Here is a 25,849-nt window from a genome sequence, read left to right on the forward strand (position 1 = left end):
TATGAAATCAAGGCTTCATGCTCATGTTGGCACAATCAGGCAGCTGGAAATATTATTATCTGTTCATGATAAAGGTAGTATTAAAGAAGCGTCAAAAGCGCTTTTTCTAACGCAACCAACGGTATCAATACAAATGAAAAAGCTTGCAGAAGCAATGGGAGCTCCACTATATAACTATACCAATAGACAGATATTATTTACGGATATAGGCCTAGAGTTAGTGAAAACCGCGGTAGAGGTACTTGATAGTTTTTCACGACTTGATATGGCGATAGGCAATATTAAAGGTTTTAAGTCTGGCACCTTAAGGTTGGCTGTTGTCACCACTTCTAAATATTTTATTCCCCATTTGTTGGGACCTTTTTTAGAAAAATATCCAGATATAGATATACAGTTAAATATTGGTAATCGACAACAAACAATTGATCGCCTAAAGCAAGGTATTGACGACTTCTATGTGTTTAGTCATCCGCCATCTGATATTGAAACTGAGTCGATTGAATTTTTAACCAATCCGCTGGTAGCCATAGCACACCAAGACCACCCCATCGCTAAAAAGAATAACCTCACTTTACAAGATTTAAGCAAGGAACCTTTCATTATGCGTGAAAAAGGTTCTGGTACAAGGTATGCCATAGAGGAGTTTTTAAAGCATCATAACACTAAGCTAAATGTGAAAATGACCATTGAAAGTAATGAGGCAATTAAACATCTGGTGATGTCAAAGCTTGGCATCTCAATATTATCAGCGCATACCTTGATGTATGGTGGACAAAGTGGGCTAGTGCGTTTACCAATAAAGGAACTGCCAATAAATGCTCATTGGTTTTTTGTTTGGTCTAAATCAAAACGTCAAACCCTATTAGCGGCTGAATTTCTTGCTCATATTGAAACTAATGGCCGTTCATTATTACAAAAAGAAATGATATCAAACGATATTTTATCTCGCTAAATCACTGCTAAGTTAGCCTACTGAGTAAAGTGGGTTAAACGATGGGCCAATTAAATCAATGTTTTCATAAGGTTGATACCGGTTGAACAGCCAGGTATTTCACCCTTTGATAAAATAGCGTATTCGCCGTATTATTAGAAAATAGAGGTCATTGAACACTAAGTGCATGTAGTACTTAGTAATAATAATCGCTCCTTTCACTATACTTTAGCTTACTGTCGTCTAAAAGTACCACTGAACAGCATGGTTAAATTGAGCCAAAATATCCTTTTACTCCCTAGCGCCTTATCAGTAATTCATACTACTTAAAAAAAAGGTTATCAACTTTTAGTTGATAACAAAACAATTACAATCGGCTTTAATTACAGTAAATAGTTAGTTATAAATAACTCAGCTAAGCAGTTAACAACGATGTTGTCTAAGCGATAACATCGTTGTTAACACTTTGGCGCTGAGTCATAGTAAATAATCATTTTTAAAATTAAACGAGGCACTTATGGAATTAACAATTACCGATCTGAAAATTGAACTTTCGTCAGAAAACTTATCGCACATCCGAGATAAAGCACGTCACATGTTTAATAAATTTTATGATCGTGTTCAAGTAATAAAAGTGACCATTGATGATATTAACGGCCCCAAAGGTGGTAAAGATAAGCACTGTAGAGTGGTTATTTACAGTAAAGGTATGCCTGATATTGTTGTTACTGATAATCAAAGCTCTGTAATGTCAGCGGTGAATATTGCCCTATCAAGAGCAAGAGCAAGTTTTTTAAAAAAGGTAAAACGCCAGCAAAAAAATTATCCAACTTGGTCTCCTAAAAGTGATATTGAACTCTCTAAAAGGGTCGAACTAGAGCGTATTGAATTAATGGTTAACTAACAATGCTATCCGCTGTGTTCACCCCTTACCAATAAAATATCGAGTAAATAACGCAACTTATTTACTCGTTTATTTAATAACTCGGTTAGTGAACACCATAACGCTCGAAACTTAAATGATAATAATTATATTGGCGCATGGGTCATTCAATAAGCACATTATGTAAAAGGAGGTAATCATGTTCGCAATATACACACCAAATGGACGAAGCTTTTCAGGCCCACTGGAAGAGCTTTATCATGTTCAAAAAACACAATTGACTGAGCAAACACGAAGTTTTCAGGAGCTGGATGAATTCTCACCTTCGCTAAAAAAAGGTTACTCGCCGCCGCCAAAAGCTATTAATGCTTATAAAGATGCTATCAGTAAAACTGAGACAAAAGAGTTAATATGTCACGCTTATCAAATTATGACTTACCCTGTTGCCGTAATATCAGCCAGTGACACTTTAACGACGGTTATTAAGATATTCACCGAGCAGGCATATCAAGAATTTCCAATTGTAAATAGCCAACAACAACTTATGGGTAGCTTATCTAGACAACAACTGTACGAATATCTTTTAAAGCATGGCACTGATGTTGATAAAAGTGCAAAATCAAAAAGTGTCGCTGATTTATTTCTCAATGAGCATTCTAAAATTTATACCGCAGAACCGGTTACAGACATCCGACGGATTGCGGTGCTACAAGTAAAAAATCGTTTGCATACAATTCCTATTTTAGAAAACAATGGCAAAGTAGTGGGTATTATTTCGCGTACCGATATTATAAAAGCAGTCGCTATCGATCCTCCGTTATCATTGTGGTGTTAACGAAGAAAGGATAATAAAGTGCTTTAAAAAGATGACCGTTTGCCCTTAACGCAATAATAGCGGGGTAATTGTCGAGCTGTTAAATTAACTTCCCAGTATTTTCAGCGGTAATGACAACGCACTGTTGCCTGTTTGACCAACAAACCAAATAATGCCACTTAGTCCGCCTAATGTAATGACATACCATAATACTGAGACAATTTGAGCATAACGGTTTAGAGGTAATAGGTCACTCAAATGTCGACGTTTATATTCAAAGAAAATTTCTATACTACCAATAGCAAGTAAAAAACCTAATAGCGCTAAACCAAAGTGATAACTAATATAAACACCTAATGCTGCACCTAATACACAAGCAACTAAACCAACGCGGGTATTAATTGAAAAGGCAATACTCTTGAGTATGTGTCCACCATCTAAGGGTAATACCGGCAACAAATTAAATAGATTAAGTAAGGCGTTAAAGACCGCTAAACCGGCCAGTATTTCTAAATCAGTTAGCCAGTAAGCTACCAAGCAAGCAATAGAGAGTATTAGGCCAAAGAAAGGGCCCATTATCGAAATAACAACATCTTGCCAGCGGGTATTAATTTTATCGTCGCTCAATGCTAAGCCTCCGACAAAAGGAATAAGGTAAATACCTTTGGTTTTCAATCCAAAGTATTTCATCGCCTTAATATGTCCATATTCATGAAAGACGAGACAAAGAATAAGTGCTATGGCAAATTCAATAGAAAATAACCAACTATATGCGGCTAAACTACCAGCAGCAAATAGCACTTTGATGACTTTGGCACTTTTTAACAATTTCAAGCCAAGTCCAGCCATGCCAATGAAACTAAATTTCATCGGTTGCTTGGTAGCTTTGCTAACTTGGCGTTGTTCTATATCTTTTTCAATGAGGCAATCTTCTTGTTGAAGTTTATTATCAATAAAAAGCTGGTATTTAAGCACAAAAGGCTGCCAATGCAGTGTGCCTTTAAGTTCTATATGTAATTCACCTTGCTCACTTTGTAGAGAGAATTGATGTGTAAAGGTATCGTTGCCATCGACAGCGTCAATTTGTGAGACACACTGGTCGTCCCAAAAAAGTTGTTGCCATCCCGCCATTGAACCTTCTAATCGTAGTGTTTTGTTCAAACACGTTACTGCTAATAGTTGCACTTTATAAACTCAGTAAATAGAACCTTGCCCGATTATCACTATATTTGGAGGTGCAGCAAGGTTTATTGCCACTATTATTGATTTATCAGCAAACAGATAATTGGGTGAAAATTTTTTTATTCGCACCGCGATAGAAAAAGCCAGCTAAAGCTGGCTTTATAGTAAACAATTCATTAAGTATCAGCAGTTAAAGCAATACTTTATAATAACTTTTACTTAGGCATTAAGACTGTATCAATGACATGTATGACACCGTTACTTGCTTTAACGTCAGCCATAATTACTTTCGCATTATTTATCATTACATTGCCGCCGTCTACTTTCACCATCAACATTTGACCTTGTACTGTACTAGCACTGTCTACTTTAACAACATCGGTAGACATCACTTTTCCAGCAACGACGTGATAAGTTAAAATAGATACCAATTTATCTTTATTTTCTGGCTTTAATAGCATTTCTACTGTGCCTGCAGGCAACTTTGCAAAAGCTTCATCAGTTGGTGCAAATACAGTAAAAGGCCCTTTGCCTTTGAGTGTATCGACAAGTCCACCGGCTTTAACGGCAGCAACAAGGGTATTAAAAGAACCATTTGCCGCAGCTACATCAACAATGTCTTTTTTCATACCATGATGTTCAGCATGAGAAGTCGGCATAAAAGCTAAGCTGGCAACTACAAGTAAACCTGTTGTAATAAATTTATTTAACATGTTAATTCCTATTTAATAGATAATATTTAGTTTCGACCATTGTTTACGTACGGTTAAACAACTAAGATCAGTTTAATTAACATATTTATAATAAAAATGGATAAAATATAGTCACACCCACCCTATCTACTAAAAAAATCATCCCTTATGCTACAAGTATACTGTCACCTTATTCTTTAGTAATAGCCTAAGCTCACCAATGAACTATGGCAAAAAAACTATAAAATTTTATTGTCGAAGTTCAGGATAACGTCTGAGTGATCAGGACTAAATTATCTTAATAAATTTGCGAAAATACTTAAATAAATATATTTTATAAATTGTTTATGAACGGTTAGGTTATTTAAAATAATAAGTGAGATAAATAAATGTCAAAAAAATCAGCTAGTGATATCCCTCAAAAAGCATTTGACTGGTACGACGAATACGCTCATGGCGGTATGGATCGCAGAAGCTTTATGGCAAAGTTAGCGACTTTAGTTGCAGTGGGATACTCAATGACAGTGCTAACAGCAGCATTGCTTCCAAATTATGCCCTAGCCGAACAAGTTTCTTTTAATGATGATGAAATAAAAGCTACCTATGAAACTTTTGATTCACCCGAAGGTTACGGTAAAGGTGTCGGCTACTTAGTAACACCAACCAACAAAGCAGGAACCTTGCCTGTTGTTTTAGTTATTCATGAAAACAGAGGCTTAAATCCCTACGTAAAAGATGTTGCTCGACGTTTAGCTAAAGCGGGGTATCTTGCCTTTGCTCCAGATGCATTGTTCCCTTTAGGAGGATATCCAGGTAATGATGATGAAGGCAGATCTATGCAAAAGTCGATGGATGCTGAAAAAATACAGCATGACTTTGTTGCAGCAGCAAAATTCATCAAAAAACATCACAGAAGTAATGGAAAACTTGGTGCTGTTGGCTTTTGTTTTGGTGGTTACATAGTCAATTACTTAGCCGCAGTGGAGTCTGATTTGATTATTGCTGGCGTACCTTTTTATGGCACACCAGCCAAAAAAGAATTGCGTAAAAATATTAAGGCATCGTTACTGATTCAATTGGCTGAACTCGATGAAAGGGTTAATAATTCTTGGCCTGACTATGAAAGTGACTTAAAAATTGTTCAAGCTCCCTATCAAATGCAGATCTATAAAAATGCCAAACATGGCTTTCATAATGACTCGACCAGCCGTTATGATAAAGAAAATGCCGAGCTTGCCTGGCATCGCACCCTAGCCTTTTTTACCGAAAGACTGGTATAAAAATCATCTAAAAACACTTTATTAACGAGTTAAGCGAGCAAAGTCATCAATAAAGCAGACTTGTACTCGCTTAGCTATATTCAGCGTTTAGCGTTTAGCGTTTAAACTCTGATGTTTTACTCCATTGTGGCCAAACATTTTCTTTAGAAAGCTGATAACCAATGTCAAAAAATGCTTGCATATCTTCTTCAGCGCCAGAAAGATCCCATGTATCATTATATTCATCACAAGGGTTGTGATAACACTTACCAAGACTTTCCTTTAACTTGGTTCGCAACATTTTAGTCGCTTCATCAACGGCAGTTTCTCCCGTTTTAGCATATAACGCTGGAATGCCGACATTTGCAAAGGCAAAGTGATCAGAGCGGTAATAGATACCCGCAGCAGGACGAGGATCCCCGGCGATGGTGCGGTTTTGCTTCTTCGCTGCATCACTAAGAAAGTTATCAAGTTCTGACTGCCCTAATCCATAGACAGAGACATCGCTACTGCGACCATTCACCCCTAAAGCATCCATATTAATATTTGCAACTGTCTTAGCCGCTGGAATAATAGGATTAGCCGCATAAAACTTAGAACCTAACAACCCTTGTTCTTCTGCAGTTACTGCCATGATGGTAATGGAACGCGCTGGTGCAACAGGCAATTTAGCAAAGGCTTCAGCGACTTCAATAAGTGCCCCAGTACCCGATGCGTTATCGACAGCGCCATTATAAATTTGGTCGCCAATTAAGCTGGTATCTTTGCCTAAATGATCCCAATGTGCGGTATATAAAATATGCTCATCAGGCTTAACGCTTCCAGGTAAAGTGGCGATAAAGTTATAAGATACAGATTCTTTCACAATGTTATTTACAGTAACAGAAACAGTTAAGTCGCCCATATCAAGATGATAACTTCCCTTGGCAGCCGCAACTTTAGCCTGTTCGAAGTTGACACCGGCTTGAGTAAATAATTCTTTGGCAACCTCGCTATTTATCCAACCTTCAACCGCAACACGGTCTTTATTTTTGTCTTCACGCACAAAGCCAAATTGAGGACCAGACCACGAGTGTTCTACTACCGACCAATCATATGATGCGGGAGCGGTTTCATGAATGATGATCGCACCTTCAGCACCTTGTCGGCTGGCTTCTTCATATTTATAGGTCCAGCGCCCGTAATAGGTCATCGCATTACCGTTGAAAAGTTTAGCGTCTTGAGTTGCAAAACCCGGATCATTAACTAAAATAACAACAGTTTTACCTTTAACATCCAAATCTTGGTAATCATTCCAGTTGTATTCTGGCGCGTTAATACCGTAACCAACAAAGACTAATTCTGAGTCTTTAAGTTGTTCAAGGTTACTTATGCGAGCAGAGCCCATTACCATATCCGTTCCGTATTGATAATCTTTATCACCAATTGACAATGTCATGTCTGGTGATGCCTCAATTGACACCATAGGTACAGCTTGCAGGAAACTATTACCATTGCCTGGCTTAAAACCTATTGCCGTTAATTGTTTAGTTAAGTAATCAAGCGTAAGCGCTTCACCTTTACTTGACGGTGCGCGCCCTTCAAACTCATCTGAAGCAAGTACTTTAATATGCTCAATAAGTTGTTCTTTGTTAATGCTTTGATAACTCGCCACAACATCTACTTCGGTATTTTTTGAAACATTACTTTCTTTGCCACAGCCACTTACCAGCGCTAAAGTAAATAAGGTTAAAGCTATTTTATTTTTCATTTTTTATACTTTTATTAAGAATGACACTTGGATTATAAACGAGTATTGGCAGCGTTTGATAGACTTAGTTAAAAGTTATAGTTAGCAAAGAGTTAACTAGTTAATAGAGTATTAAGTCAGTAAATAGACGCATAATATAAGCAAGGTCATCATATGAATAATATTAAAATGATGATCTTGTGTGAAAACGCATAATGTTTGAGATTACCAATAACTAAATGAAATTGGCTTCTAATGATCATTTTTGCCACTTTTGAGACATTAGCACTAATGCGATAAAACTGAATTTGGATTAGTATTAATAACACTCCATTAATAGCCAATTGCTATTTGTCATGCTTGAATGTCTTTTTATTTTTTATCAGAAAATAATATCGAATCCAATAGAAAAAGGGTTACTGCATGTTTATTGATGTTACTTTTTAGGTATTCAATTTTTAAAGAAAAATTTTCCGTAATATTATAACTAAAACCTAAACCACAGATTAAATCAGTTCCTATATCTTTTATGTGAATTAAGTTATTTTCCTCCATAGGAGAGTCATTTTTCATTCATTCTTCTGACCACCGCAAAACCCCTAATTTCCCATATAAAGAAAGATCACCAAAAGGATATTTAGCGAGCATTTCAATAGAGTATCCGTCTCCCGTAAACTCTTCTGAAGCGAAAAATAGGTCTTTCTCCCCAAATTTAAAAGAATTTACTTCGATAGAGAAATTTTTATCAAAATTGTAACCTGCACCTACTTTATAAGGAGTAATATCTGCATCAGCATAGCCAACTATGACTATTGATGCCCCAAAATAAAATTTTTGTACCTCTTTTGATTTACAATCAAAATGTATAAATACAAAACTTATTAATATTACACCAATCCATTTGTTCATTTTACTTTTCCTTAAAATAACTGCGTAATTAAAGAGTAAGCATAATAAAGCTAAAACTTCTTATGTAAACTTCTCAGCAATGTCCGTCTAATAGCTTCTTATAAACTTGCCATAAACTAGCTTGCCTTTATTCCAACAGGTTTTTGTGAAGTTGATTTGCTGTTATACATAATAGTACTCCTTTTCTTGAAGGGACTATAAGTATGGTTTAAAACACTAAAATTTATATATAGCAGACATTATGCGTATGTAAGAGAAGAATGCTTCTCTTAGCCAAAAGCGGAAGTAAGTTATTGGCTACTCTTTAGGTCAACTGAGCGCTATTAATAGACTTAAGAACAACAATACCAAGCTATCCATAACAATTGGATCAGATCAAAGTAATGGACTACAATTAGTGTAACTTTTTAATTAGGGTCAAGAAATGTATTGTTTATTGGAATATGAAGACGCTTCTGAGTCAGTTAAAGAGATTTATGATGATATATTTGAGTATTTAGGCAACGAAGGTCTTGTTGATTATTTTAAAGTACTTGGCAACTACAACGCTGTTGTATTAGAAGTAACGTGGCATGCCCTAAAAAACATTTTAGTGAAAGGTGAATTACCTCGGCCATTAAAGGAACTAGTTTTTGTTGCGGTATCAAATGAAAAAAACTGCAGCTATTGCACTGATATTCATACAGCGATGTGTAAGCTTCTTAATGTAAATGAAGGGGACATTCAAAAAGTATTAGAAAAGGCAACTAACTTAAACCCCAAAAGGGTTAAGCTATCCATTGCTTTTTCTAAAAAAATGGCTATTAATCCAGAATCAATTGTTGAAGCAGACCATCATATTTTACTCGACTCTGGTCTGACAAAAAGCCAAATATTTGAATTGATGGCTCTCGTTAGTTTGGTCAATTATTCAAATACACTAGCGCAAGGTATTATGATTGATGTTGACCAAAAAGTTGTGAGTTTGCTTAATAATGCCTAAGAACCTAATTGATACATACCAATTAGCGTCTTTAATTGAATTAACAAATACAATGGCAGAAGATAGTATCAATCCTTCTATAGATGTCAGTAAAATAATAAGTCAGTCTGTCGATAAATTGATGTGGATTATCAATTTTGATCTATGTATTATCCTTGAAAAGTCAAAAAAATGTCACCTTGAACTCGTTTTAAATAACGAGGATACAAACCATGATTTCGAATCGTTAAACCAACTACCGATTTTAGACTATATTAAAAACATGCCAATTTCGTTATCTGAAAACAACTATCACCTATTTTACAGTGTGTTATATAAAGACAGTAAAAGCTCTAAATTGATACTCTTTTTACAACGTTCTGAACGTTTTTCTTCCCAAAGTTCAATTGTGTTAGAGCTATTTTGTGCATCCGTCAAAAAACTATTGGAAACCAAGAATAACGAATTTAAAAATAGACAATTACACAATGAAAAAGAAATTTTAGAAGAATCCAATAAGCTAAAGTCTATGTTTTTGGCCACTATCTCTCATGAAATAAGAACACCAATGAATGGTATTTTGGGAGTCGTACAGTTACTAAAAGATACGCAGCTCAATAACCAACAATCAGAAATGCTTGGTACAGTAACGAATTGCAGCGACGAATTATTAAGAATACTCAATGACATATTAGATTATAGTAATTTAGAAACCGGTAATCTTGAGTTAGATGAAGTTGATTTTAACCTTATTCAGTCTTTAGAAGAGGTGGTTAAACTATCTTCTGCTGCGGCTGACCTTAAAAGACTTAGAATAACCACTTTTTTTGATGGCGATACACCCATAATACTTAGCGGTGATATAGCAAGAATAAAACAAATAATAATTAACCTATTAAATAACGCCATTAAATTCACTGAAGTAGGTGAAGTTAATATTGCTGTGAAATGTGAAAAAAAAGGTCTCTCTCTCTATCAAGTTAATATAATTGTAAAAGATACGGGGATTGGTATTAGTAGACTCGATCAGAAAAATCTATTTCAACCATTTACTCAAGCCAATAATTCAATGAGTAGGAGGTTTGGAGGCACAGGTCTAGGACTTGCTATTTCAGCTAACCTTGCCAAAGCATTGGGTGGCAACATTAGAGTCGAAAGCGAAGAAAAAAAAGGCACTGTATTCCACTTATCTTTTCCCTTAAAAACCATTCAGAATATTCAAGAAGCCTATGTTAAAAAAAGCGCTAAAGGTGAATTATCTGATGCTATCAACCTTAATCATAAAATACTTGTTGTTGAAGATATACGTATAAATCAGACCATCATAAAAATGATGTTATCTAAATTAGGTTTTGAATGTAAAGTTGCCGCTAATGGTCTTGAAGCATTAGAAGCGTTAAATAGTGACAAATACAGCATTATTTTTATGGATTTACAAATGCCAGAAATGGACGGGCTGACTGCTGCAAAAGAAATCGTCAAACGTTACGGACAAAAGCGCCCCATTATAGTTGCCATGACGGCTAATGTACTAAAGAAGGATAGAGAGGATTGTGCCGCAGTAGGCATGGATGACTTTATTCCAAAACCGCTTTTAATAACAGAACTAGAAAGAGCGTTGTCTACTCGTTATCAACGAAATGGCGAATTAGTAAATATTTAATTGAAATCCCCCTCTAATTAAAATCATCATCCAAAGTTTAATATTAGTGACGTCGATTTGATAGAATGAGATAAGTAATATAAAACAAAAAGTTTTTAGATAGTGTCAGCAATGCTTACTGAACGGCTCCTGTATTAAAATCCAAATGGTCCGCTATCGTATCTGAGCTGACCTTATTGGATCGTTGGCGAGTTACAAAATGTCTATCTAGTGTAACTTAAATGTTAAATTTTCTCATCGTGTGACGCATTTCTCATTATGTTTGACGATCCACATATGTGTAACGGGACGGTACAATTTAATTAGAGGATCCGTTAGAGTTATTATTACTTTCAATAACGAGATTAACATGAAGGTATATACAATCAGATCAGACTACATGCATCAAATCTCAATTACATATACGCTTACAATGTATTCCTCTCCGTCGTTAATTGCTTTAATTTCCTCTACTTCATAATGCAAACCTGATTCCATCAGCCACTCACCCATTGCACCTCTTAATTGTGTCGACCAGACTAAGGCGACAACACAGGCATCAATATATCTATATTCTTCACTTCTTTTGTCACGGAGCTTTTCAACATCTTTTTCTACTTTTTTATACCCTCCATGAGGAATCGTCACATGACCATCTCCAGCACTCTGGAACAAAGACTCAACCTTTAATTCAACACACATACTTCCATCAACATTTGAAATAAGAAAGTCGACTGATAGGTTCTTATATGTATATATGGCTTGCTCTCTTTGAACAGTCGGCTCATCTGGTAGTGTTTTATACTTTGCGTCAAGTTCAACTTGTACCCAACATTCCGCGCCTCCTTTTGTTAAACATGCAGCTATAAGTTTATTGTAGCGTTCGCATTGAGAACTAATAATTAAATCTTGAGTCCAACCCATTATTTGCTTTGATGTAATATGCATAAATATTTCCTTATAAAGTTACGCTTAATGTATCGTTAATTGCTTGGAAAAGAATTGTCATAATCTAGAAATAACGATGGACTATTAAAAAGGTAGGTGTCTTTTCTAAATTCAACAACTTCACTAGAAACGTCCCACCAATTCTTATTCTGTTTTAAAGGGATTTTTTCACATTCTGTACGACTGACATGTATCATTACCACCGAAATAGAAGGAATACCTAAAAGACTTTCACAACATAGGGTTAAGTGTCCTAATCGAGAGTTCCCGCTTTGGCCTTCTTCCTTTTTAATACGCTTTGATGCCATATACATATTGGAATATATTGATCTGATTTTTCGCTTAACGTCAGGGGGAGTATTGCAGCCTAAGTGGTCATTAGAAGGTTTATCAGCAAAATCTTGTTCGTGTTTGATTTTGTATGCACAAGACTCCTTAGATAGAAGTAAAAAAAGTGGATGATTTTGCAGCAACTGTTCGAGAGCTGAATGTTCATAAATTGAAAAGAATTTACCCGTATTTGGATCTATGGTTGTTGAAATAGTTTTAGTCATCATGCACAGGCATGATACTGCTTCCATGAATATTCTTATCAAATTGTCAGGTAGTTTCTCAGAGGGATCTTGATTAGTTTTAATAATAATATTACCTGTTTCGTTTAAGACAACATAGCATTTCACATCAACAACATTACTCTTGCCGGTGATTTTATTTATCTTTCTTTTGATTAGAATAAATGTGGTATTGACAATAATAATTAGCACTACAAAGATTACAATTATCCACAAGCCTTGTTGATGAGCTAGCATGCCGTTGATTTAATGCCCCACTAATGGTTATTTAAAAATTATACGCTTAGACTGCTTAGCCTCTGAATTACTCATTACAAAAGCTAAGCTATAAGTTACGATAATTAGCTGGCTCCAACCTTGTATGCACCACTTGATACTGCTACGGTTTTAGGCTCACCCGTCCCCTTTTTCACAACGACAAGGATTGCTGACTCAGCTTCTTGGGGACCACCTGCAACTGTGAATATAATTTGATCTTCAGTGAAATCAGGAGCTGTGAATGTTGCTGTTGCATTTGGATCAGCCCATTTAAGTTCGACTGTAATTTCTTCTTGGCCAGCACCTGTACTTGCAACAGCTATAGGTAAAAATTGGCCTTGTAATACATAAGGATGACTCGGTGTTAATTCTTGCCCAGACTCAATTGTCGCGTAACTATTACCTTTGTCAGCTAAATTAAATATTGTAGGGGTTCTCAGCAGAAGACCTTCCAACCAACTTATCATCTGTAGATATTTTGCATCTGAATTAATAGAATCTAAATCACCAGCATATTCATGAATGAAGGTTGGCGTGACAAACATATAAGTATCTTTATGCAACTCTAATTTAATGCTTTCTGAATGTCCTTTTATACAAGGTCCTACTTGAAAAGACGTTTCGTTTTTAGTCATGTCAGCATAAACAACGATTGCGCTTACAGAAGGCATTCCAAGTAAATATTCGCATACAAATACTATGTTACACACTTTATTGTCAGTATGGTCATTGCTTGCTGAAATAGTTAAGCCTTCTTTACCAATCGAGTGGATCATTGAAGTTGCAAAACCTAATGCGCCAGTACCGGTTGCTAAACCAAGCAATGATTCAATAAGCTCTTTACTGAATGTCGCGCCACCGCTTTTACTGGTATGTGTTACATCCTCTTCTGTAACATGAACAAATAATCCTGACCCTTTTATCACACTTTTTAAAGCTGCATAATTATAAAGTGAATAGGGTTTTCCTGTTATAGGGTTTAATGTCGTTGACATAGCACGAGACATACCAGCGAAAAATACTGATACTTCTGCAAATATCTTTTGAACCTCTTCTGAAATAGGCGTATTCGAATCAATGGTACTAGACATCATAATGTTGCCTGTCTGATTGAATACATAATATTTTGTTGCTTCAATATTATGTGGGTTCTTAGGAGGCGGTTGAATTTCTGTTGCTTTAATTTCTGGGGTTGATGTGGCAGTCATATTTATACCTTAAATAAAGTTTAGAGAGTGAAAGGCATGTGGGTTAATTTTCTACAATTAACCCTCATTACTCAATCACGATTTCCGGAGGCAACCTCTAAGCGATACCCAAATGTTTTAATTATGAAGGGGGATATCCTTATACCATATAAACACTAAAAAAGGAGGGTTCCTAAAGCATGTCAGTGTTAACTTTCCGTGTTCGCAAATAATCATAGGTAAAAAATATAAATTACGCAAACGCTAACCCAGTCATTTAATTTATTTCAACTTATTTAAAAAAAGTCTAAATATTCATCTAAGAAATATAATTCTAAGAGGGTTGATAAAATCAAAGGGTAATACAGAATCTGGAATCAATATAAACATTGATATAGAAAAGCTCATTCATAAGGTGTATATCTCAACAAATGCTCCAAAATGGTTCTATGAATTAATTGAGCAGATAGTTAGACGATATGGTTATGATTTTTAGGTTTGCCAATCATCATTACTTGATGAGCCATTTTTCTAAATAATAATATAATATTTCTAATCTGAATCAACTTTTCAGCAAAAAAATGAAATGCCCCCTTTGTGACATAAGTGAATATTACCTAAAATCCTTTAATTTCAATACGTGACATACTGAGTAACAAATATCATTTAGTGATTTGTAGTCTCAAACATTATGCGCAGTCACAGATTAATATAATTTCTGTATATGAGAATTCTTGAGTAGGATTTTCTGGGCTGTAGCTAAACTGAGTTAAATTATTTGAAACATTTACGCCAAAAGTCATGATGATATTTAGGGTAATACTAACCGAAATTTATAGCTCGTTTGTCAGACAGCTTTAAGCTCATAGCTGCTGTTGGTGTTTCGCCTCTTAACGCAAACTAATGCCGCACTGAAGACATTAGCATTTGAGAATTTATACTGAAAAATTTTGTATTTTTTGATCTAGAGCGGACATGGCTGAACAATCAAATTACTATTCCAACTTCCCGATAGTGGACGTTCCTCATAAATATAAAAAATGATGAGTTTTGTCTATGAATCGCTCAACCTGAATGTAAAATAGACTGTGGCGTCGTTCACAGGATTTCATTAGCAAAACTGATTGTGCTTTACTGGAATTAGCGATACTTTTTAATTCATAAGACTGAAGAACGATGAACCGCCGCCATCAATACAACAAACAGTCGAACAGTGAGTTAATATTAATTAAGAGCATTTATCTGGTACCGTTATGAAGCGATACGAAAAAACCAATGATTTTTTAACGTAACATGATATTTGAGATACTTTACATTCTCATATTAAAGACATCAGTCAAACTTTAAGCTTACCTTGTCGCAGAATGAAAATAATAATGCAGCGCTTCACATTCAGCAGGACTGATTAATTATAGTTAATTGAGCAATTCCCGCTAATCTTATTCATATTAAATGGCGTATAAATCACCATTTTTATCATTTAGGCTTCGATTCAGATAATAATTTTTCAAACTCATTAATAGGTATTGGCTTACCAAAAAAATAGCCCTGAAAATTTTTACACCCTTGACTTAATAGAAATCTTTGCTGTTCTTCAGTTTCTACACCTTCTGCAATCACATTCAACCCCAAACTATGTGCCATCGAAATAATAGTCGTAACAATGATTTCATCGCTAATATTTATACCTAGATCACGTACAAAGGATTGATCAATTTTAAGCTGATACAATGGCAATCGCTTTAAGTATTGTAACGATGAATAACCCGTACCAAAGTCATCTAATGAGAACTGAATACCAATTGCTGCCAAATCATTCATTTTGGCAATAATCTCTTCTATATTTATCAACAATAAACTTTCAGTTAACTCGATTTTTAGGAGTGACGAATTGATGTCATAAATATCTATAGCATTTTTGATTGTGTCTACAAAATTAATTTGATGAAATTGCTTAGCGCTGACGTTAATTGCTATTGATAGTCCTGCGGTATCAGCATTACTTTGCCAAGCTTTAAGTTGAGCACAAGCGGTTTCCAATACCCATATTCCTATTTCAACAATAATACCTGAGTCTTCTGCTATTGAAATAAAATGAAAAGGAGAAATTAAACCTTGCTTAGGATGAATCCAGCGTATCAGTGCTTCCGTACCTGATGGTTTATTTGAACTATCCATTTGTATTTGATAATACAACTGGAATTGTCGATGTTCTAGTGCGTAGATCAAATCACGTTCAAGCTCTACTCGGTGATTAATGGTAGTCTGCATCTGTGGTTCAAAAAAGCATAAGGCATTACGGCCATCATTCTTAGTCTCATACATGGCAATATCAGCTTGTTTTAACAGTTCTTCAATTGTTAACTCGTGGCCGAAAAATAATGTCGCGCCAATACTGATAGTACCAACATGGGTATAGTTAGCCATTTTATAAGGCTCGTTAATCTTATCTAATATTTTACCTGCAACAACTTTCGTCTCTTCTTCCGCAGTCATTCTGTTACAATTTAATCCCTCTAATAGAATGACAAATTCATCGCCTCCAAAACGTGATACCGTGTCAGTATCTCGTACGCAAGCGGTTAATCGTTTAGCCACTTCTTTGAGTAAGATATCACCTATATCATGACCCTGTGTATCATTAAGTGTCTTGAAGTCGTCCAGATCGAGAAACAGCACAGCGCCATAAAGGTGCCTACGAGCGCTAAACGTTAATGCTTGTTTTAACCTGTCACTTAACAGTCGTCGATTAGGTAATTGCGTTAGGGGATCATAAAAAGCAAGTTGCTCTATTTTAATGGCATCAGCTTTTTGTTGGCTAATGTCTGCAACCATTGCCATAACATAATCAACACTGCCATCTATTTTACGAACACAGCGCACCACTAACATGGTGGTAATAACTTTGCCTGTTTTACTAATAAAACGCTTTTCCAAGCTGTAACCTTCAACTTTATTAGAAAATATGTTATTAAATTGTTGTATATCGGTTTCTAAATCATCAGGGTGTGTTAGTTCAGCCCAAGTCATCTTTTGTAGCTCTTGTTCGGAATATTCCAACATATTGCACAAGCAATTGTTGACACTTATCCAACCTCTTTCGGGAGAGGTGATAGCTAAACCCACTAGATCTAATGAGTAAAATGAAGCCAATTGCATTTCTCTTTGGGTTAAACTATCGAGCATACGATCGAACTGTCGAGCGAGTAATGCCGCTTCATCAGTACCCTGCATGTTGACACGTAAATGATTAGCACCTGCTTGTACTTTATTAGCGACCTTTTGAATAGTAAACAAGCGGCGGGTCAAGTAATGGCTAGCCAGTGTGGTAATGAGTGTACCCAATAAAATAGTAATTAGTGCATAATAAAAACCATTTGTTTTAATTTTTGCTATTTGATCGACAAAGGGTTTACGGTCTAAACCAATACGTACCCAGCCAATTTTTCGGTCCGCTAAAATGATGGCTTTGGTGACATCAATAATATTAGTGGTCAAATGTACAGTTTGATGTTCGTTTTCTTTTGGTAATTCAGTTATGTACAAGCCGACTTTATCTTTCTCCGTATGTGCCATAACTTGTCCACGAGGGTCTAATACTATGGCGTGTTTTAAATCGGGATAGCGAGAAACACCATCGACAATGTCCTGTAAACCACTGAAGTCTCGTGAAGCGACCCAGATTGCCGATGAGGTCGATAAACTGTCAGCAAGGGCAACGGCTTGAACTTTATATTGTTCGATTTTAACCGTTTGCGCGTGATGGATAATATTCCAGACAAATAACCCCATCATTAATGTCACCGTTAGCGTCATACCAACAATTAATTGACGATGTAAGCTTCCTAACATTAATTGTTGCAGCGTTTTAAACATTATTTATTCTCCACTGGACGTACTTTATCTTCGAAGTTTTTTATGTAAGTACGTACGACATCATAGTCCTCATCATTGGCGCTAGTGATTCGAGCTGTTTCCATGCCTGTGAGAATAACTTGCCCATGCTCTGAATCACCTAAATTGATGAGTAAACTCTGTATTTGTTTACTAATTTTGTCAGGGACATCATCTCTTATCATTACTGAATTATTAATCAATGAGGGCGTTTGCCAAACAACTTTCAGTTGCTTTGCTTGTTCGGGGTTATCTTTTTTAAATGATCGCCAAGATGGTGGCCAAGTGGCACCTACAGTGACATTACTAAGATAAACATTCATGATTGAAGACTCTTGAGAACCAACATAAACATTTTCAGTATGTTGATTGATATCGATGCCATGAGTGTACAAAAAATATTGCGGCATAATCGCGGCGGCAAGTGCTGTGGGCGCTGGGTAACTTACACGTTTACCCTCTAATTGAAGGGGTTCAATAATATCATTATCTTTACGAACAATAAATATCCCCTTAAAATCATCAGCGTCTCCTGCCATACCTATAACATGATAACCGCTATCCATTGCTTGCAGTGTCTGCCAAGGATTTGGTAATAACAACTCCGGTTGGCGGGCACGAAATTTCTTTTCAAACGTACGATAGTCTCGAGATGCTTCCAACTCAATCTTAATATATTGTAGTTCGCTATTTAGGTAATCAACCAGCGGTTGATAAGCCTCGAACAATTTTTGAGGATTATGTAACGGGTGAATAGCAAGACGATAGATTATAACACCATTGTCATTGGGTGAGGTACTACTATACTGCAAGGTATTGTCAGTCGTTTTTTGCTCACAGGCAGACAAGAGATAGGCAATAAATATAATAAGTAATTTTTTCATAGAAAGTCCACTTATTATAGTAAGTTATCTTTTTGAATTTGATAATAACTTATTATTATAAATTTGATAATAACTTTTTAATTTGAAAAAATCACTTGTGTAATATACCACATATACCAAGATACAAAAGGTATGAATTGCATGGGTTTTGATTAGGATATCGATCAATAGACAATAAATATATTATTTCAAATTTGGGTAAGCAGTGCCAAATATCTTGAAAAACACTGCTTGCCTTTGAACGTCAGATACTTGGTATGGGGTTTTATTAATTCAGACTAAGTTTGTATGAAATTAACCTAAAACTGTAAACACAGTAAAAACTAAATTAGAATGGCATTTATTGGCTTATAGAGATACGTTGATGATGAGACAGTAAATTGCTTTTTGTGATAATTAAGTAAGTCGCAAAACCTATTTTGTCAACGTCCGCTTAGTCGATGATCATTAGGTTGGCTATCGACCTGCTTAGATCAACCAACGGTTGTACTGTTGACCTACATCAACGCTCACAATATAAAAATATAACTTCTTCTTTACGCACAAAGTTAGCATTAATAATTTGATGATCAACGACCGCAATAGTGGCTTAGTTGTCTGTCAGCGTAAAGGTAAACTAGGTCTTCTGAACACTACAAACAGATAAAAAAATCTATTGATGCTAATGTCTGCTATCGTATTTAAGAAGACATTAAATTTTTCAACTCGTTATGTAAAGTGCAGAAAGTGATCCTAAATACTCCATTGAATCTCAAATATTATGACTGAACAATCGTTTGTTCAAACAAGCCACCTTAACTGTATCCCTTTAAAAAAAACCAACCGTAAATGAGACTAATATCAATCATTATGCGCAGTCACACTTGATAATAAACTTACCGTTTACCTACAATGCGCTTTATCTGTGCCTGCAGATAAAGCGCACACTGAAATCTACAGCAGAGTTTGCTTGGCTTCTTTGAAGTTTAACTTGGCATAAGTCAATAACAAAATACCACCCGCAACGATAATAGCCGTTAAATATAAGGCATAGTTATAAGTGGTAAATTGTTCAATAAGTGCCACACAATACAAGGGGGCAATAATTTGGCCAAGGCCGTAAGCTGATGTGATTGCGCCCATGATAAAGACCGGGTTTTTATTGGACAGTTGGCCAGCGAAATTCATAAACAAAGCAACTAAACCTATAAATGTTGCACCAAAAAACAAACCACTAATAAGGTTCATAATAATATTATTCGAAAAAGTAGGAATTAAGATACCAACAATCTGCAACAACATAGCAGCCATCATGATATTAATACTGCCAAAGCGATGTGCTAACCGCATCCATATAATACAAGAAGGGATGCCAGCAATACCAACGACTAACCATACATAGCCACCATATCCTGCTAATCCGTCTAATGAATTGACGATATCAGGCAGAAATGTTGCTTGTACCACCATACCGATACCTTCGGTAAAGTAAGCCAAGATTAAGACAATAACCATAGGTGAAAAAAGCGTTTTATCAAATTTGTGTTTCACCACTTCACTGCTTGGTTGTTTATCAAACCTTAAGATATAAGCCGAATAACAAGATAAAAAAGCGCCAAGGATAGCGAGTACTAGCCATGCATCTTTCCAATCGCCACCAAAATAAAATACCGCTCTCATAACTAAATCAGTAATGACAATTGAAAAACCTAAACCGCTAAAGTGAATGCCCATCGCCTTAGTCTTATTGGTGGCTTTTAGCTTTAACATAACAACAGCAGAGCCAACAACGAGTGCCATTGCAGCACCAAATCCCGCCAATAATCGCGCAATAATCCATAGAGTATTATTTTCGGTAACGCCTAAAACAAAAGAAGAAAGCACACAAAGGCACAAACCAAATCTGAAATACCTAACCTTGGCATGTATATCTTTAATAAAAATAGAAAAAACAGAGCCCATCAAATAGCCAAGATAATTGATTGAGGCAAGTACACCAGCGAAGGCGATGCTGATTGACTCCTCTAGCATAGTCGGTAACAGCGACGTAAAAACAAAACGAGCAACACCAACCCCAACCACAAGGGCTAAGATACCTGCTAATAAAATTGAGTGGTTACTGTCTCGGTGAAATTGTGGCATATTTGTCCAAAAAACATTTCTTCGCTATATCTTACACTTTATAACTAAAGGGGTAGATAGGTAAATCACCAATAGTGATAAATGCTATACAAGATAGTCATATAAATAAGAATCACCAGAGACTTTATCTTTATAGATTTTTTTACCAAAAATGAGTGCTCAGCCATGATAATATTTAGTGCAATGAATACTTTTTCGCGTAAGTAAATATTATTTCAATGTGCAACTTAATAGCCCCCTTTCTATATAGCTTTACTGCACTACCCCACCCTTTATAGCCCCTTTAATTTTTAGATTGTCAGTAAACTATATGTTGCTATTGGACTCAATGTAAATATGTTACCGTCTAGCTAATGTAATCGCTCAGGTTTATTATTTTTAATGTCATTTGAATTGATTTTTCTGTTCTTAGCCGGTTTTTTTGGTGGTGTGCTTAACTCAGTTGCTGGTGGCGGCAGTTTTATTACCTTCCCCGCACTTATTTTTGTTGGCGTTCCTCCCATTATCGCAAATGCGACCAACACTTTTGCCTCATGTGCTGGCTATATGAGCGGTACTTATGCTTTTCGAAAAGAAATTGCTGCTAATAAAGCTCAACTACCATTCATTATAACAATCAGCGTAATCGGCGGTATTATCGGTGCATGGTTATTACTAAAAACACCTGAAGTGCTGTTTCGTGAGGCTATCCCTTGGTTACTGTTATTTGCGAGTGTATTGTTTGTTTTTGGCGGCAAGGTTAATGCTGGACTAAAAAAAATGGCCGTCAATCACCAACATGCCTCATCAATAGGTAGTTTATTACTGATCATTGTTCTGTTAGGTATCGCTATTTATGGTGGTTTTTTTAATGCTGGTTTAGGCATAATTACTCTTAGCTATCTAGCCTTAGCTGGTCACACTAATATCAATACAATGAATGGCTTAAAGCTATTGATATCTTCGGCAGTGTCACTAATTGCTATCACAGTGTTTATTTACAATGATGTGATTGCCTGGTATCAAGGAACTATTGTGCTGTGTGGCACATTAGCTGGAGGTTATATTGCCGCAAATGTTTCACGCAAACTGCCACAAGCCAAGGTCAGGTATTTTGTTATTTTCGCGAGTACTATAACCACCCTATATTTCTTTTATGATATTTATACTAGCTAACGTTTAGATAAGCTTTCGCCGCGCAACAGCTGGTGATATTAATGAGACGATAAGTTAAGTGGCAGCGTTTATTGGTTAAAAATGTAACCTAAGCGCATTCGAATAAGAACCTTGTAAAACTCATAGCAGCTTATGTAAGGCCGATTAAATCCACTTAAATACCATTTGAACCTTCATTTATAAAGGGTTGTTAGGACGTTTCTTAACTTTCTTTAGCTATTTCACGCAATGCTTGTTCAAAAACATCCGCTGGCTGACCACCACTGATCAAATGCTTATCATTGACTATCACGGCAGGTACTGAGCTTATGCCCATCGATTGATAATGGCGTTGCAAAGTACGCACCTCTTCTTTATATTCATCAGAGGCCAATATTTGTTGAGCCTTTTCTTTATCTAAACCAACACTTTGCGCTACATCGAGTAGCTTTTGATGATCACTGGGATCGCCACTCTCTTTAAAATATAGATCAAACAAGGCGAGTTTAAGTTCAGTCTGCTTATTATATTCTTTCGCCCAATGAAGCAGCCGATGGGCATCGAATGTATTATATATTCGACCGCCACCACGGTTACCAAATTCATAACCAAGCGCTAAGCCTCGTTGCTTGATCATCAATCTATTTTGCTCACTTTGTTCAACACTAATGCCGTATTTTTCAGTAATGTGTTCGGTAATATCCTGACCTTCTTTTGGCATATCAGGATTGAGCTCAAACGGTTGCCAGGTGATATCAACTGAAATATCATCCGCAAGTTTGGTTAATGCTTGATTTAAAGACTGATATCCAATAATACACCAAGGGCAGGAAACGTCGGAGACAATGTCTAATTTAAGATGTTTATTCATATTTTTTCACTTGAAATTTGTTGGTAAAATAACTTAAATTATTTGCAGCGTATAAACCGAGTAAAAACAACCTAAGTAAAGAAAATAACCATAACAAAAATGGTTAGCGACAGATTAACATAAAGTAACTTTATACATTGCAATAACAACCTTTAGCTTCTTTAACAACAAGATTAGCGGCATAACCTTTTAAGTAATTATTTAACATAGTCTGAGCATAACCTGATGTTTGCGAGCAAGCTAAACCTTGTCCATAAGGACCAAAATAGACAACCTCTCCTAATTCATCTATTAATGCTACAGAGGGCGTTGAGGGAATAACATTGTGCTCATTAATGACAACATTTTTTATTAAAAAATCATTAGCACCCGCCAGTTTATTGAGATCTTTAATATGTTTTTCACTGTACTGTTGGCATTTACAACTAGCTGTAGAAAAATGTAGTAGTGTTTTTTGACCCGTAATATTGGCCGGCTTGGCAAAAGGTAGCAAATAACTTGATAGCTCCTGATACTCTACACCCACTAATTTATTATTCTCATCAAACTCAACAAGCCTATCTTTTATCAGGTAACCAAATGCAGATAGCGTAAAAGCTATCCACACGGTAAGTACACCCAACTGAAGTTTTGACATTAGTTTATTTAAAACGAGCAATATTAAGTGCCATTGCATTCGAGGTAACACTAACACTATCCGCTTCTGAAGCTAATGCTTGGACTCTTTCTCTGTCGACTAAAGCTGTATCTCTTAACGTTTCGGCACTTTTTGCTATATCTGCAGTGGTTACTGATTGCTGCTCAACCGCTGCGGCGACATTAATCGATATAGCACTGGAATGCTCCACAAGTGCTGACGCTTGAGCTATTTGTTTTTGAGCTTTATCAGCACTTTCAATGACCGATTGCACAATCCCAATGCTATGGGTCATTGAGTCTGTTGTTAACTTAGAGTAACTTTTTAACAGGGAAAGCGTTTGACCTATTTTGTCAGTACTTTCTTTAGTGCGAGTTGCTAACGCACGTACTTCATCGGCAACAACAGCAAACCCTCGACCTTGCTCTCCTGCTCTTGCTGCTTCTATTGCCGCGTTTAACGCTAATAAATTTGTTTGCTCAGCAATACCACTTATTTCAGATAACACTTTCGAAATAGCTTCTGTAGAGTTAGCGAGATCGTTCACTTGTTCACTGGTCTTTTCAAGTGCAGATGTTAAATTTTTGTTTTGATTATTAATGCTAATAATTTCTTCATTAGATGCCTTCGTAAAGTCAGTAGCTTCTTTCATCTGATCACTTAATTGGGTCGTTTCTTGCGCGATAGATGCTACTGTCACTGCCATTTCTTCTGCTGATGTCGCAATCACTTCAGTTTCTTGTTGACGCTGTGCTGTCGAGCTTTCAAGTTCTTCTTTGGTTCTATTTAAATTTTGTGAATTAGCATTTAATTCTATAACTTGCTCTTTTACCCCTTGAATAACCTTTGATAATAATTCTAATAATTCATTAAAAGACAGTAAAGTTCTATTATTATTGGCCCTTGCCTTGATACTCAAGTCAATCGCATTGACATCTACCGTTAATGAAGTGGTAACTGATGATAATTCTTTACCGACTTCACTTTCTACTTTCATAGAGTGTGCTATGTAGCCAGCAATAATAGACTCAGTAATAGCATAAACAGCATGTATTATCACGGTTGAAAAGAGTAATCTATCTTCGTCAAAGATATAAACACCCGTGTCATTTACCTGTAAGTAGTAAAAAGAAAAATGGTGTACGGCAACAACAAGAATAGCGGTAATAAATACCCGCCAATCTTGAAAAATAATTAAAAACGCTAAAAGGATAAAGATTTCAAAGTGAACTTCAATTAAGCCCTGTGCTTGGTGAATATGCAAGGCTGCAAATATCATGACTGCGAGCGCTGAAACATGACCTGAAATAGCACCAGCTCCAGCTGTTTTGTAGAAGTATATCGGCACAAGTAATGCGGGTAGGCCAATAATAAGTGCTAATAGGTATGAGTCGTAGATGAAAGCCAAGAGTAAACTTTCAGCAAATAAAACACATAAAAGGTATGTAAATAGTGTGTTATTTTTATTCATTTTTATCCCGTTATACAGACATAATTAACATCAATTTCATTATTGTTAAAGTTCGATATATTAGGGTTCAATTGCTACCATCGCCAATAAAACCTGACCCTTTTAGTCCCTGTAAATCGCGCTTTAAATCAAGATACCATAACTTTAGTTCAATAAAATTGACAAATCAATATCGTAAAGATTTAAGTCAGTTAATTTAATTGCTACTGGCTAAGTTAGATGATCCCTAAGCGGTTAAATATTTATAAAAATATGTTTTATTTAGCTTGGCTGTGCAGGCGATATAAAAAATAACCCAGTCTCAAGATAAAAACTCAATCATAATGGTGTATCATCTGCCTACTTTTGCTTATAACATTAAACCAATACTAGTGACTTCATGAATTATATTCCTTTAGATGACCTTAAAAATGCTTGGATTTTTAGACATAAAAGCCTGCCGATCGATGATAAAGATAAAACAAAAATAAAACCTATGGTTCAAGCACGCGCACAAGTTGTTTGGGATACCTTTATTAGTCGGCAAGTTGACCATCCTGATTTTTTCAAAAAGGGTGATTGGCCATTTGAAGAAACAACCTGGCAGAAAACATTGGCTTGGGAAAGTGTTTGGGACAGTGAACAAGCAGAGTTGCCTGCAGAAGTTATTGCTCATTTAGCGTGGGACAATAATACCGTGGTTTATTTTTGTAGTGCAAAAAACAATGTCATTGAAACAACTTGGGCTGTTTTCCAACGTTGTTGGAAGAACTTTCTCTTTATGGATGATGGACCACTTCTTATCGGAAAAAAGCGTAAAGAAGCGGTACAATTTTTATCTAATGGTCAATGTAAGCTTGGCTTAAAAAAGTAAAAACAGATACAGCTGAT

General features: G+C 35.9%; 22 protein-coding genes. 8 read left to right on the forward strand and 14 right to left on the reverse strand.

What is annotated here, in order from left to right:
• The first annotated feature begins 1 nt into the window (after nt 1).
• The 3 genes from H4J67_RS10400 to H4J67_RS10410 all read left to right on the forward strand — a co-directional run bounded on the left by H4J67_RS10400 (nt 2) and on the right by H4J67_RS10410 (nt 2,649).
• Nucleotides 2-952 (forward strand): LysR family transcriptional regulator, encoded by a 951-nt coding sequence (locus tag H4J67_RS10400; RefSeq protein ID WP_182170257.1) that lies wholly within the window; start codon nt 2-4, stop codon nt 950-952.
• A 496-nt stretch (nt 953-1,448) separates the two neighbouring features.
• Complete coding sequence (locus H4J67_RS10405) at nt 1,449-1,835, forward strand: hypothetical protein (protein WP_182203676.1); 387 nt, start codon at nt 1,449-1,451, stop codon at nt 1,833-1,835.
• 178 nt (nt 1,836-2,013) lie between these two features.
• On the forward strand, nt 2,014-2,649 hold the full coding sequence (locus H4J67_RS10410) for an HPP family protein (RefSeq protein ID WP_182170251.1): 636 nt from the start codon (nt 2,014-2,016) through the stop codon (nt 2,647-2,649).
• An 84-nt stretch (nt 2,650-2,733) separates the two neighbouring features.
• On the opposite strand, the gene H4J67_RS10415 is transcribed toward H4J67_RS10410, so the two are convergent.
• Together H4J67_RS10415 and H4J67_RS10420 are read right to left on the reverse strand one after the other, a co-directional pair.
• A complete protein-coding gene (locus H4J67_RS10415; RefSeq protein WP_182203678.1) occupies nt 2,734-3,813 on the reverse strand; it encodes a site-2 protease family protein in 1,080 nt (359 codons plus the stop codon).
• A 212-nt stretch (nt 3,814-4,025) separates the two neighbouring features.
• Entirely contained in the window at nt 4,026-4,523 is a 498-nt protein-coding gene (locus H4J67_RS10420) for a fasciclin domain-containing protein (RefSeq protein WP_182170245.1), read from the reverse strand.
• Nucleotides 4,524-4,891: 368 nt separating this feature from the next.
• Between H4J67_RS10420 and H4J67_RS10425 the strand changes: the two genes are divergently transcribed.
• Nucleotides 4,892-5,782 carry a dienelactone hydrolase family protein gene (locus H4J67_RS10425; protein ID WP_182203680.1) on the forward strand — a complete coding sequence of 297 codons (891 nt, stop codon included), beginning with the start codon at nt 4,892-4,894 and terminating at the stop codon, nt 5,780-5,782.
• Between the two features lie 94 nt (nt 5,783-5,876).
• Here the strand turns inward: H4J67_RS10425 and H4J67_RS10430 are convergent, their stop codons facing one another.
• The 3 genes from H4J67_RS10430 to H4J67_RS10440 form a co-directional block, all read right to left on the reverse strand.
• Nucleotides 5,877-7,511: a M28 family metallopeptidase gene (locus H4J67_RS10430; RefSeq protein ID WP_182170239.1), complete on the reverse strand. Its 1,635-nt coding sequence runs from the start codon at nt 7,509-7,511 to the stop codon at nt 5,877-5,879.
• Between the two features lie 351 nt (nt 7,512-7,862).
• Nucleotides 7,863-8,063, reverse strand: a complete 201-nt coding sequence (locus tag H4J67_RS10435) for an outer membrane protein (protein WP_182203682.1) — start codon at nt 8,061-8,063, stop codon at nt 7,863-7,865.
• On the reverse strand, nt 8,064-8,399 hold the full coding sequence (locus H4J67_RS10440) for a hypothetical protein (protein WP_182170236.1): 336 nt from the start codon (nt 8,397-8,399) through the stop codon (nt 8,064-8,066).
• 424 nt (nt 8,400-8,823) lie between these two features.
• Between H4J67_RS10440 and H4J67_RS10445 the strand changes: the two genes are divergently transcribed.
• Both H4J67_RS10445 and H4J67_RS10450 read left to right on the forward strand, forming a co-directional pair.
• Nucleotides 8,824-9,381 carry a carboxymuconolactone decarboxylase family protein gene (locus H4J67_RS10445; RefSeq protein ID WP_182170233.1) on the forward strand — a complete coding sequence of 186 codons (558 nt, stop codon included), beginning with the start codon at nt 8,824-8,826 and terminating at the stop codon, nt 9,379-9,381.
• Between the two features lie 52 nt (nt 9,382-9,433).
• On the forward strand, nt 9,434-11,023 hold the full coding sequence (locus H4J67_RS10450; RefSeq protein WP_182170230.1) for an ATP-binding protein: 1,590 nt from the start codon (nt 9,434-9,436) through the stop codon (nt 11,021-11,023).
• Nucleotides 11,024-11,407: 384 nt separating this feature from the next.
• Here the strand turns inward: H4J67_RS10450 and H4J67_RS10455 are convergent, their stop codons facing one another.
• The 6 genes from H4J67_RS10455 to H4J67_RS10480 form a co-directional block, all read right to left on the reverse strand.
• Nucleotides 11,408-11,950: a hypothetical protein gene (locus H4J67_RS10455; protein ID WP_182203684.1), complete on the reverse strand. Its 543-nt coding sequence runs from the start codon at nt 11,948-11,950 to the stop codon at nt 11,408-11,410.
• A gap of 35 nt (nt 11,951-11,985) precedes the next feature.
• Complete coding sequence (locus H4J67_RS10460) at nt 11,986-12,759, reverse strand: hypothetical protein (protein WP_182170225.1); 774 nt, start codon at nt 12,757-12,759, stop codon at nt 11,986-11,988.
• Nucleotides 12,760-12,863: 104 nt separating this feature from the next.
• Entirely contained in the window at nt 12,864-13,988 is a 1,125-nt protein-coding gene (locus H4J67_RS10465) for a hypothetical protein (RefSeq protein ID WP_182170222.1), read from the reverse strand.
• 1,455 nt (nt 13,989-15,443) lie between these two features.
• On the reverse strand, nt 15,444-17,843 hold the full coding sequence (locus tag H4J67_RS10470) for an EAL domain-containing protein (RefSeq protein WP_182170219.1): 2,400 nt from the start codon (nt 17,841-17,843) through the stop codon (nt 15,444-15,446).
• Nucleotides 17,843-18,745, reverse strand: coding sequence for a phosphate/phosphite/phosphonate ABC transporter substrate-binding protein (locus H4J67_RS10475; protein ID WP_182170216.1), 903 nt, complete (start codon nt 18,743-18,745; stop codon nt 17,843-17,845). The genes H4J67_RS10470 and H4J67_RS10475 overlap by 1 nt, the downstream gene beginning before the upstream one ends.
• Before the next feature lie 933 nt (nt 18,746-19,678).
• Nucleotides 19,679-20,866 (reverse strand): YbfB/YjiJ family MFS transporter, encoded by a 1,188-nt coding sequence (locus H4J67_RS10480; RefSeq protein WP_182170214.1) that lies wholly within the window; start codon nt 20,864-20,866, stop codon nt 19,679-19,681.
• A gap of 381 nt (nt 20,867-21,247) precedes the next feature.
• Here H4J67_RS10480 and H4J67_RS10485 point away from each other — a divergent pair, with 381 nt between their 5' ends.
• A complete protein-coding gene (locus H4J67_RS10485; protein WP_182170212.1) occupies nt 21,248-22,021 on the forward strand; it encodes a sulfite exporter TauE/SafE family protein in 774 nt (257 codons plus the stop codon).
• Between the two features lie 202 nt (nt 22,022-22,223).
• On the opposite strand, the gene H4J67_RS10490 is transcribed toward H4J67_RS10485, so the two are convergent.
• The 3 genes from H4J67_RS10490 to H4J67_RS10500 all read right to left on the reverse strand — a co-directional run bounded on the left by H4J67_RS10490 (nt 22,224) and on the right by H4J67_RS10500 (nt 24,979).
• Nucleotides 22,224-22,871, reverse strand: coding sequence for a DsbA family oxidoreductase (locus tag H4J67_RS10490; RefSeq protein WP_182170211.1), 648 nt, complete (start codon nt 22,869-22,871; stop codon nt 22,224-22,226).
• A gap of 130 nt (nt 22,872-23,001) precedes the next feature.
• Nucleotides 23,002-23,508, reverse strand: coding sequence for a DUF6436 domain-containing protein (locus H4J67_RS10495; protein ID WP_182170209.1), 507 nt, complete (start codon nt 23,506-23,508; stop codon nt 23,002-23,004).
• Nucleotides 23,509-23,512: 4 nt separating this feature from the next.
• Nucleotides 23,513-24,979 (reverse strand): methyl-accepting chemotaxis protein, encoded by a 1,467-nt coding sequence (locus H4J67_RS10500; protein WP_182170206.1) that lies wholly within the window; start codon nt 24,977-24,979, stop codon nt 23,513-23,515.
• 379 nt (nt 24,980-25,358) lie between these two features.
• Here H4J67_RS10500 and H4J67_RS10505 point away from each other — a divergent pair, with 379 nt between their 5' ends.
• Nucleotides 25,359-25,832 carry a DUF2947 domain-containing protein gene (locus tag H4J67_RS10505; RefSeq protein ID WP_182170204.1) on the forward strand — a complete coding sequence of 158 codons (474 nt, stop codon included), beginning with the start codon at nt 25,359-25,361 and terminating at the stop codon, nt 25,830-25,832.
• The last annotated feature ends 17 nt before the right edge of the window (nt 25,833-25,849 follow it).

The sequence above is a fragment of the Colwellia sp. BRX10-4 genome, assembly GCF_014077465.1.
Classification (GTDB): domain Bacteria; phylum Pseudomonadota; class Gammaproteobacteria; order Enterobacterales; family Alteromonadaceae; genus Colwellia_A.

Coding starts and splice junctions, on each gene's coding strand:
- H4J67_RS10445 (WP_182170233.1), top strand. CDS start 8,824: ATGTATTGTTTATTGGAATATGAAGACGCTTCTGAGTCAGTTAAAGAG.
- H4J67_RS10455 (WP_182203684.1), bottom strand. CDS start 11,950: ATGCATATTACATCAAAGCAAATAATGGGTTGGACTCAAGATTTAATT.
- H4J67_RS10405 (WP_182203676.1), top strand. CDS start 1,449: ATGGAATTAACAATTACCGATCTGAAAATTGAACTTTCGTCAGAAAAC.
- H4J67_RS10485 (WP_182170212.1), top strand. CDS start 21,248: ATGTCATTTGAATTGATTTTTCTGTTCTTAGCCGGTTTTTTTGGTGGT.
- H4J67_RS10490 (WP_182170211.1), bottom strand. CDS start 22,871: ATGAATAAACATCTTAAATTAGACATTGTCTCCGACGTTTCCTGCCCT.
- H4J67_RS10505 (WP_182170204.1), top strand. CDS start 25,359: ATGAATTATATTCCTTTAGATGACCTTAAAAATGCTTGGATTTTTAGA.
- H4J67_RS10500 (WP_182170206.1), bottom strand. CDS start 24,979: ATGAATAAAAATAACACACTATTTACATACCTTTTATGTGTTTTATTT.
- H4J67_RS10435 (WP_182203682.1), bottom strand. CDS start 8,063: ATGAAAAATGACTCTCCTATGGAGGAAAATAACTTAATTCACATAAAA.
- H4J67_RS10480 (WP_182170214.1), bottom strand. CDS start 20,866: ATGCCACAATTTCACCGAGACAGTAACCACTCAATTTTATTAGCAGGT.
- H4J67_RS10440 (WP_182170236.1), bottom strand. CDS start 8,399: ATGAACAAATGGATTGGTGTAATATTAATAAGTTTTGTATTTATACAT.
- H4J67_RS10400 (WP_182170257.1), top strand. CDS start 2: ATGAAATCAAGGCTTCATGCTCATGTTGGCACAATCAGGCAGCTGGAA.
- H4J67_RS10495 (WP_182170209.1), bottom strand. CDS start 23,508: ATGTCAAAACTTCAGTTGGGTGTACTTACCGTGTGGATAGCTTTTACG.
- H4J67_RS10475 (WP_182170216.1), bottom strand. CDS start 18,745: ATGAAAAAATTACTTATTATATTTATTGCCTATCTCTTGTCTGCCTGT.
- H4J67_RS10425 (WP_182203680.1), top strand. CDS start 4,892: ATGTCAAAAAAATCAGCTAGTGATATCCCTCAAAAAGCATTTGACTGG.
- H4J67_RS10410 (WP_182170251.1), top strand. CDS start 2,014: ATGTTCGCAATATACACACCAAATGGACGAAGCTTTTCAGGCCCACTG.
- H4J67_RS10420 (WP_182170245.1), bottom strand. CDS start 4,523: ATGTTAAATAAATTTATTACAACAGGTTTACTTGTAGTTGCCAGCTTA.
- H4J67_RS10470 (WP_182170219.1), bottom strand. CDS start 17,843: ATGTTTAAAACGCTGCAACAATTAATGTTAGGAAGCTTACATCGTCAA.
- H4J67_RS10460 (WP_182170225.1), bottom strand. CDS start 12,759: ATGCTAGCTCATCAACAAGGCTTGTGGATAATTGTAATCTTTGTAGTG.
- H4J67_RS10430 (WP_182170239.1), bottom strand. CDS start 7,511: ATGAAAAATAAAATAGCTTTAACCTTATTTACTTTAGCGCTGGTAAGT.
- H4J67_RS10450 (WP_182170230.1), top strand. CDS start 9,434: ATGGCAGAAGATAGTATCAATCCTTCTATAGATGTCAGTAAAATAATA.
- H4J67_RS10465 (WP_182170222.1), bottom strand. CDS start 13,988: ATGACTGCCACATCAACCCCAGAAATTAAAGCAACAGAAATTCAACCG.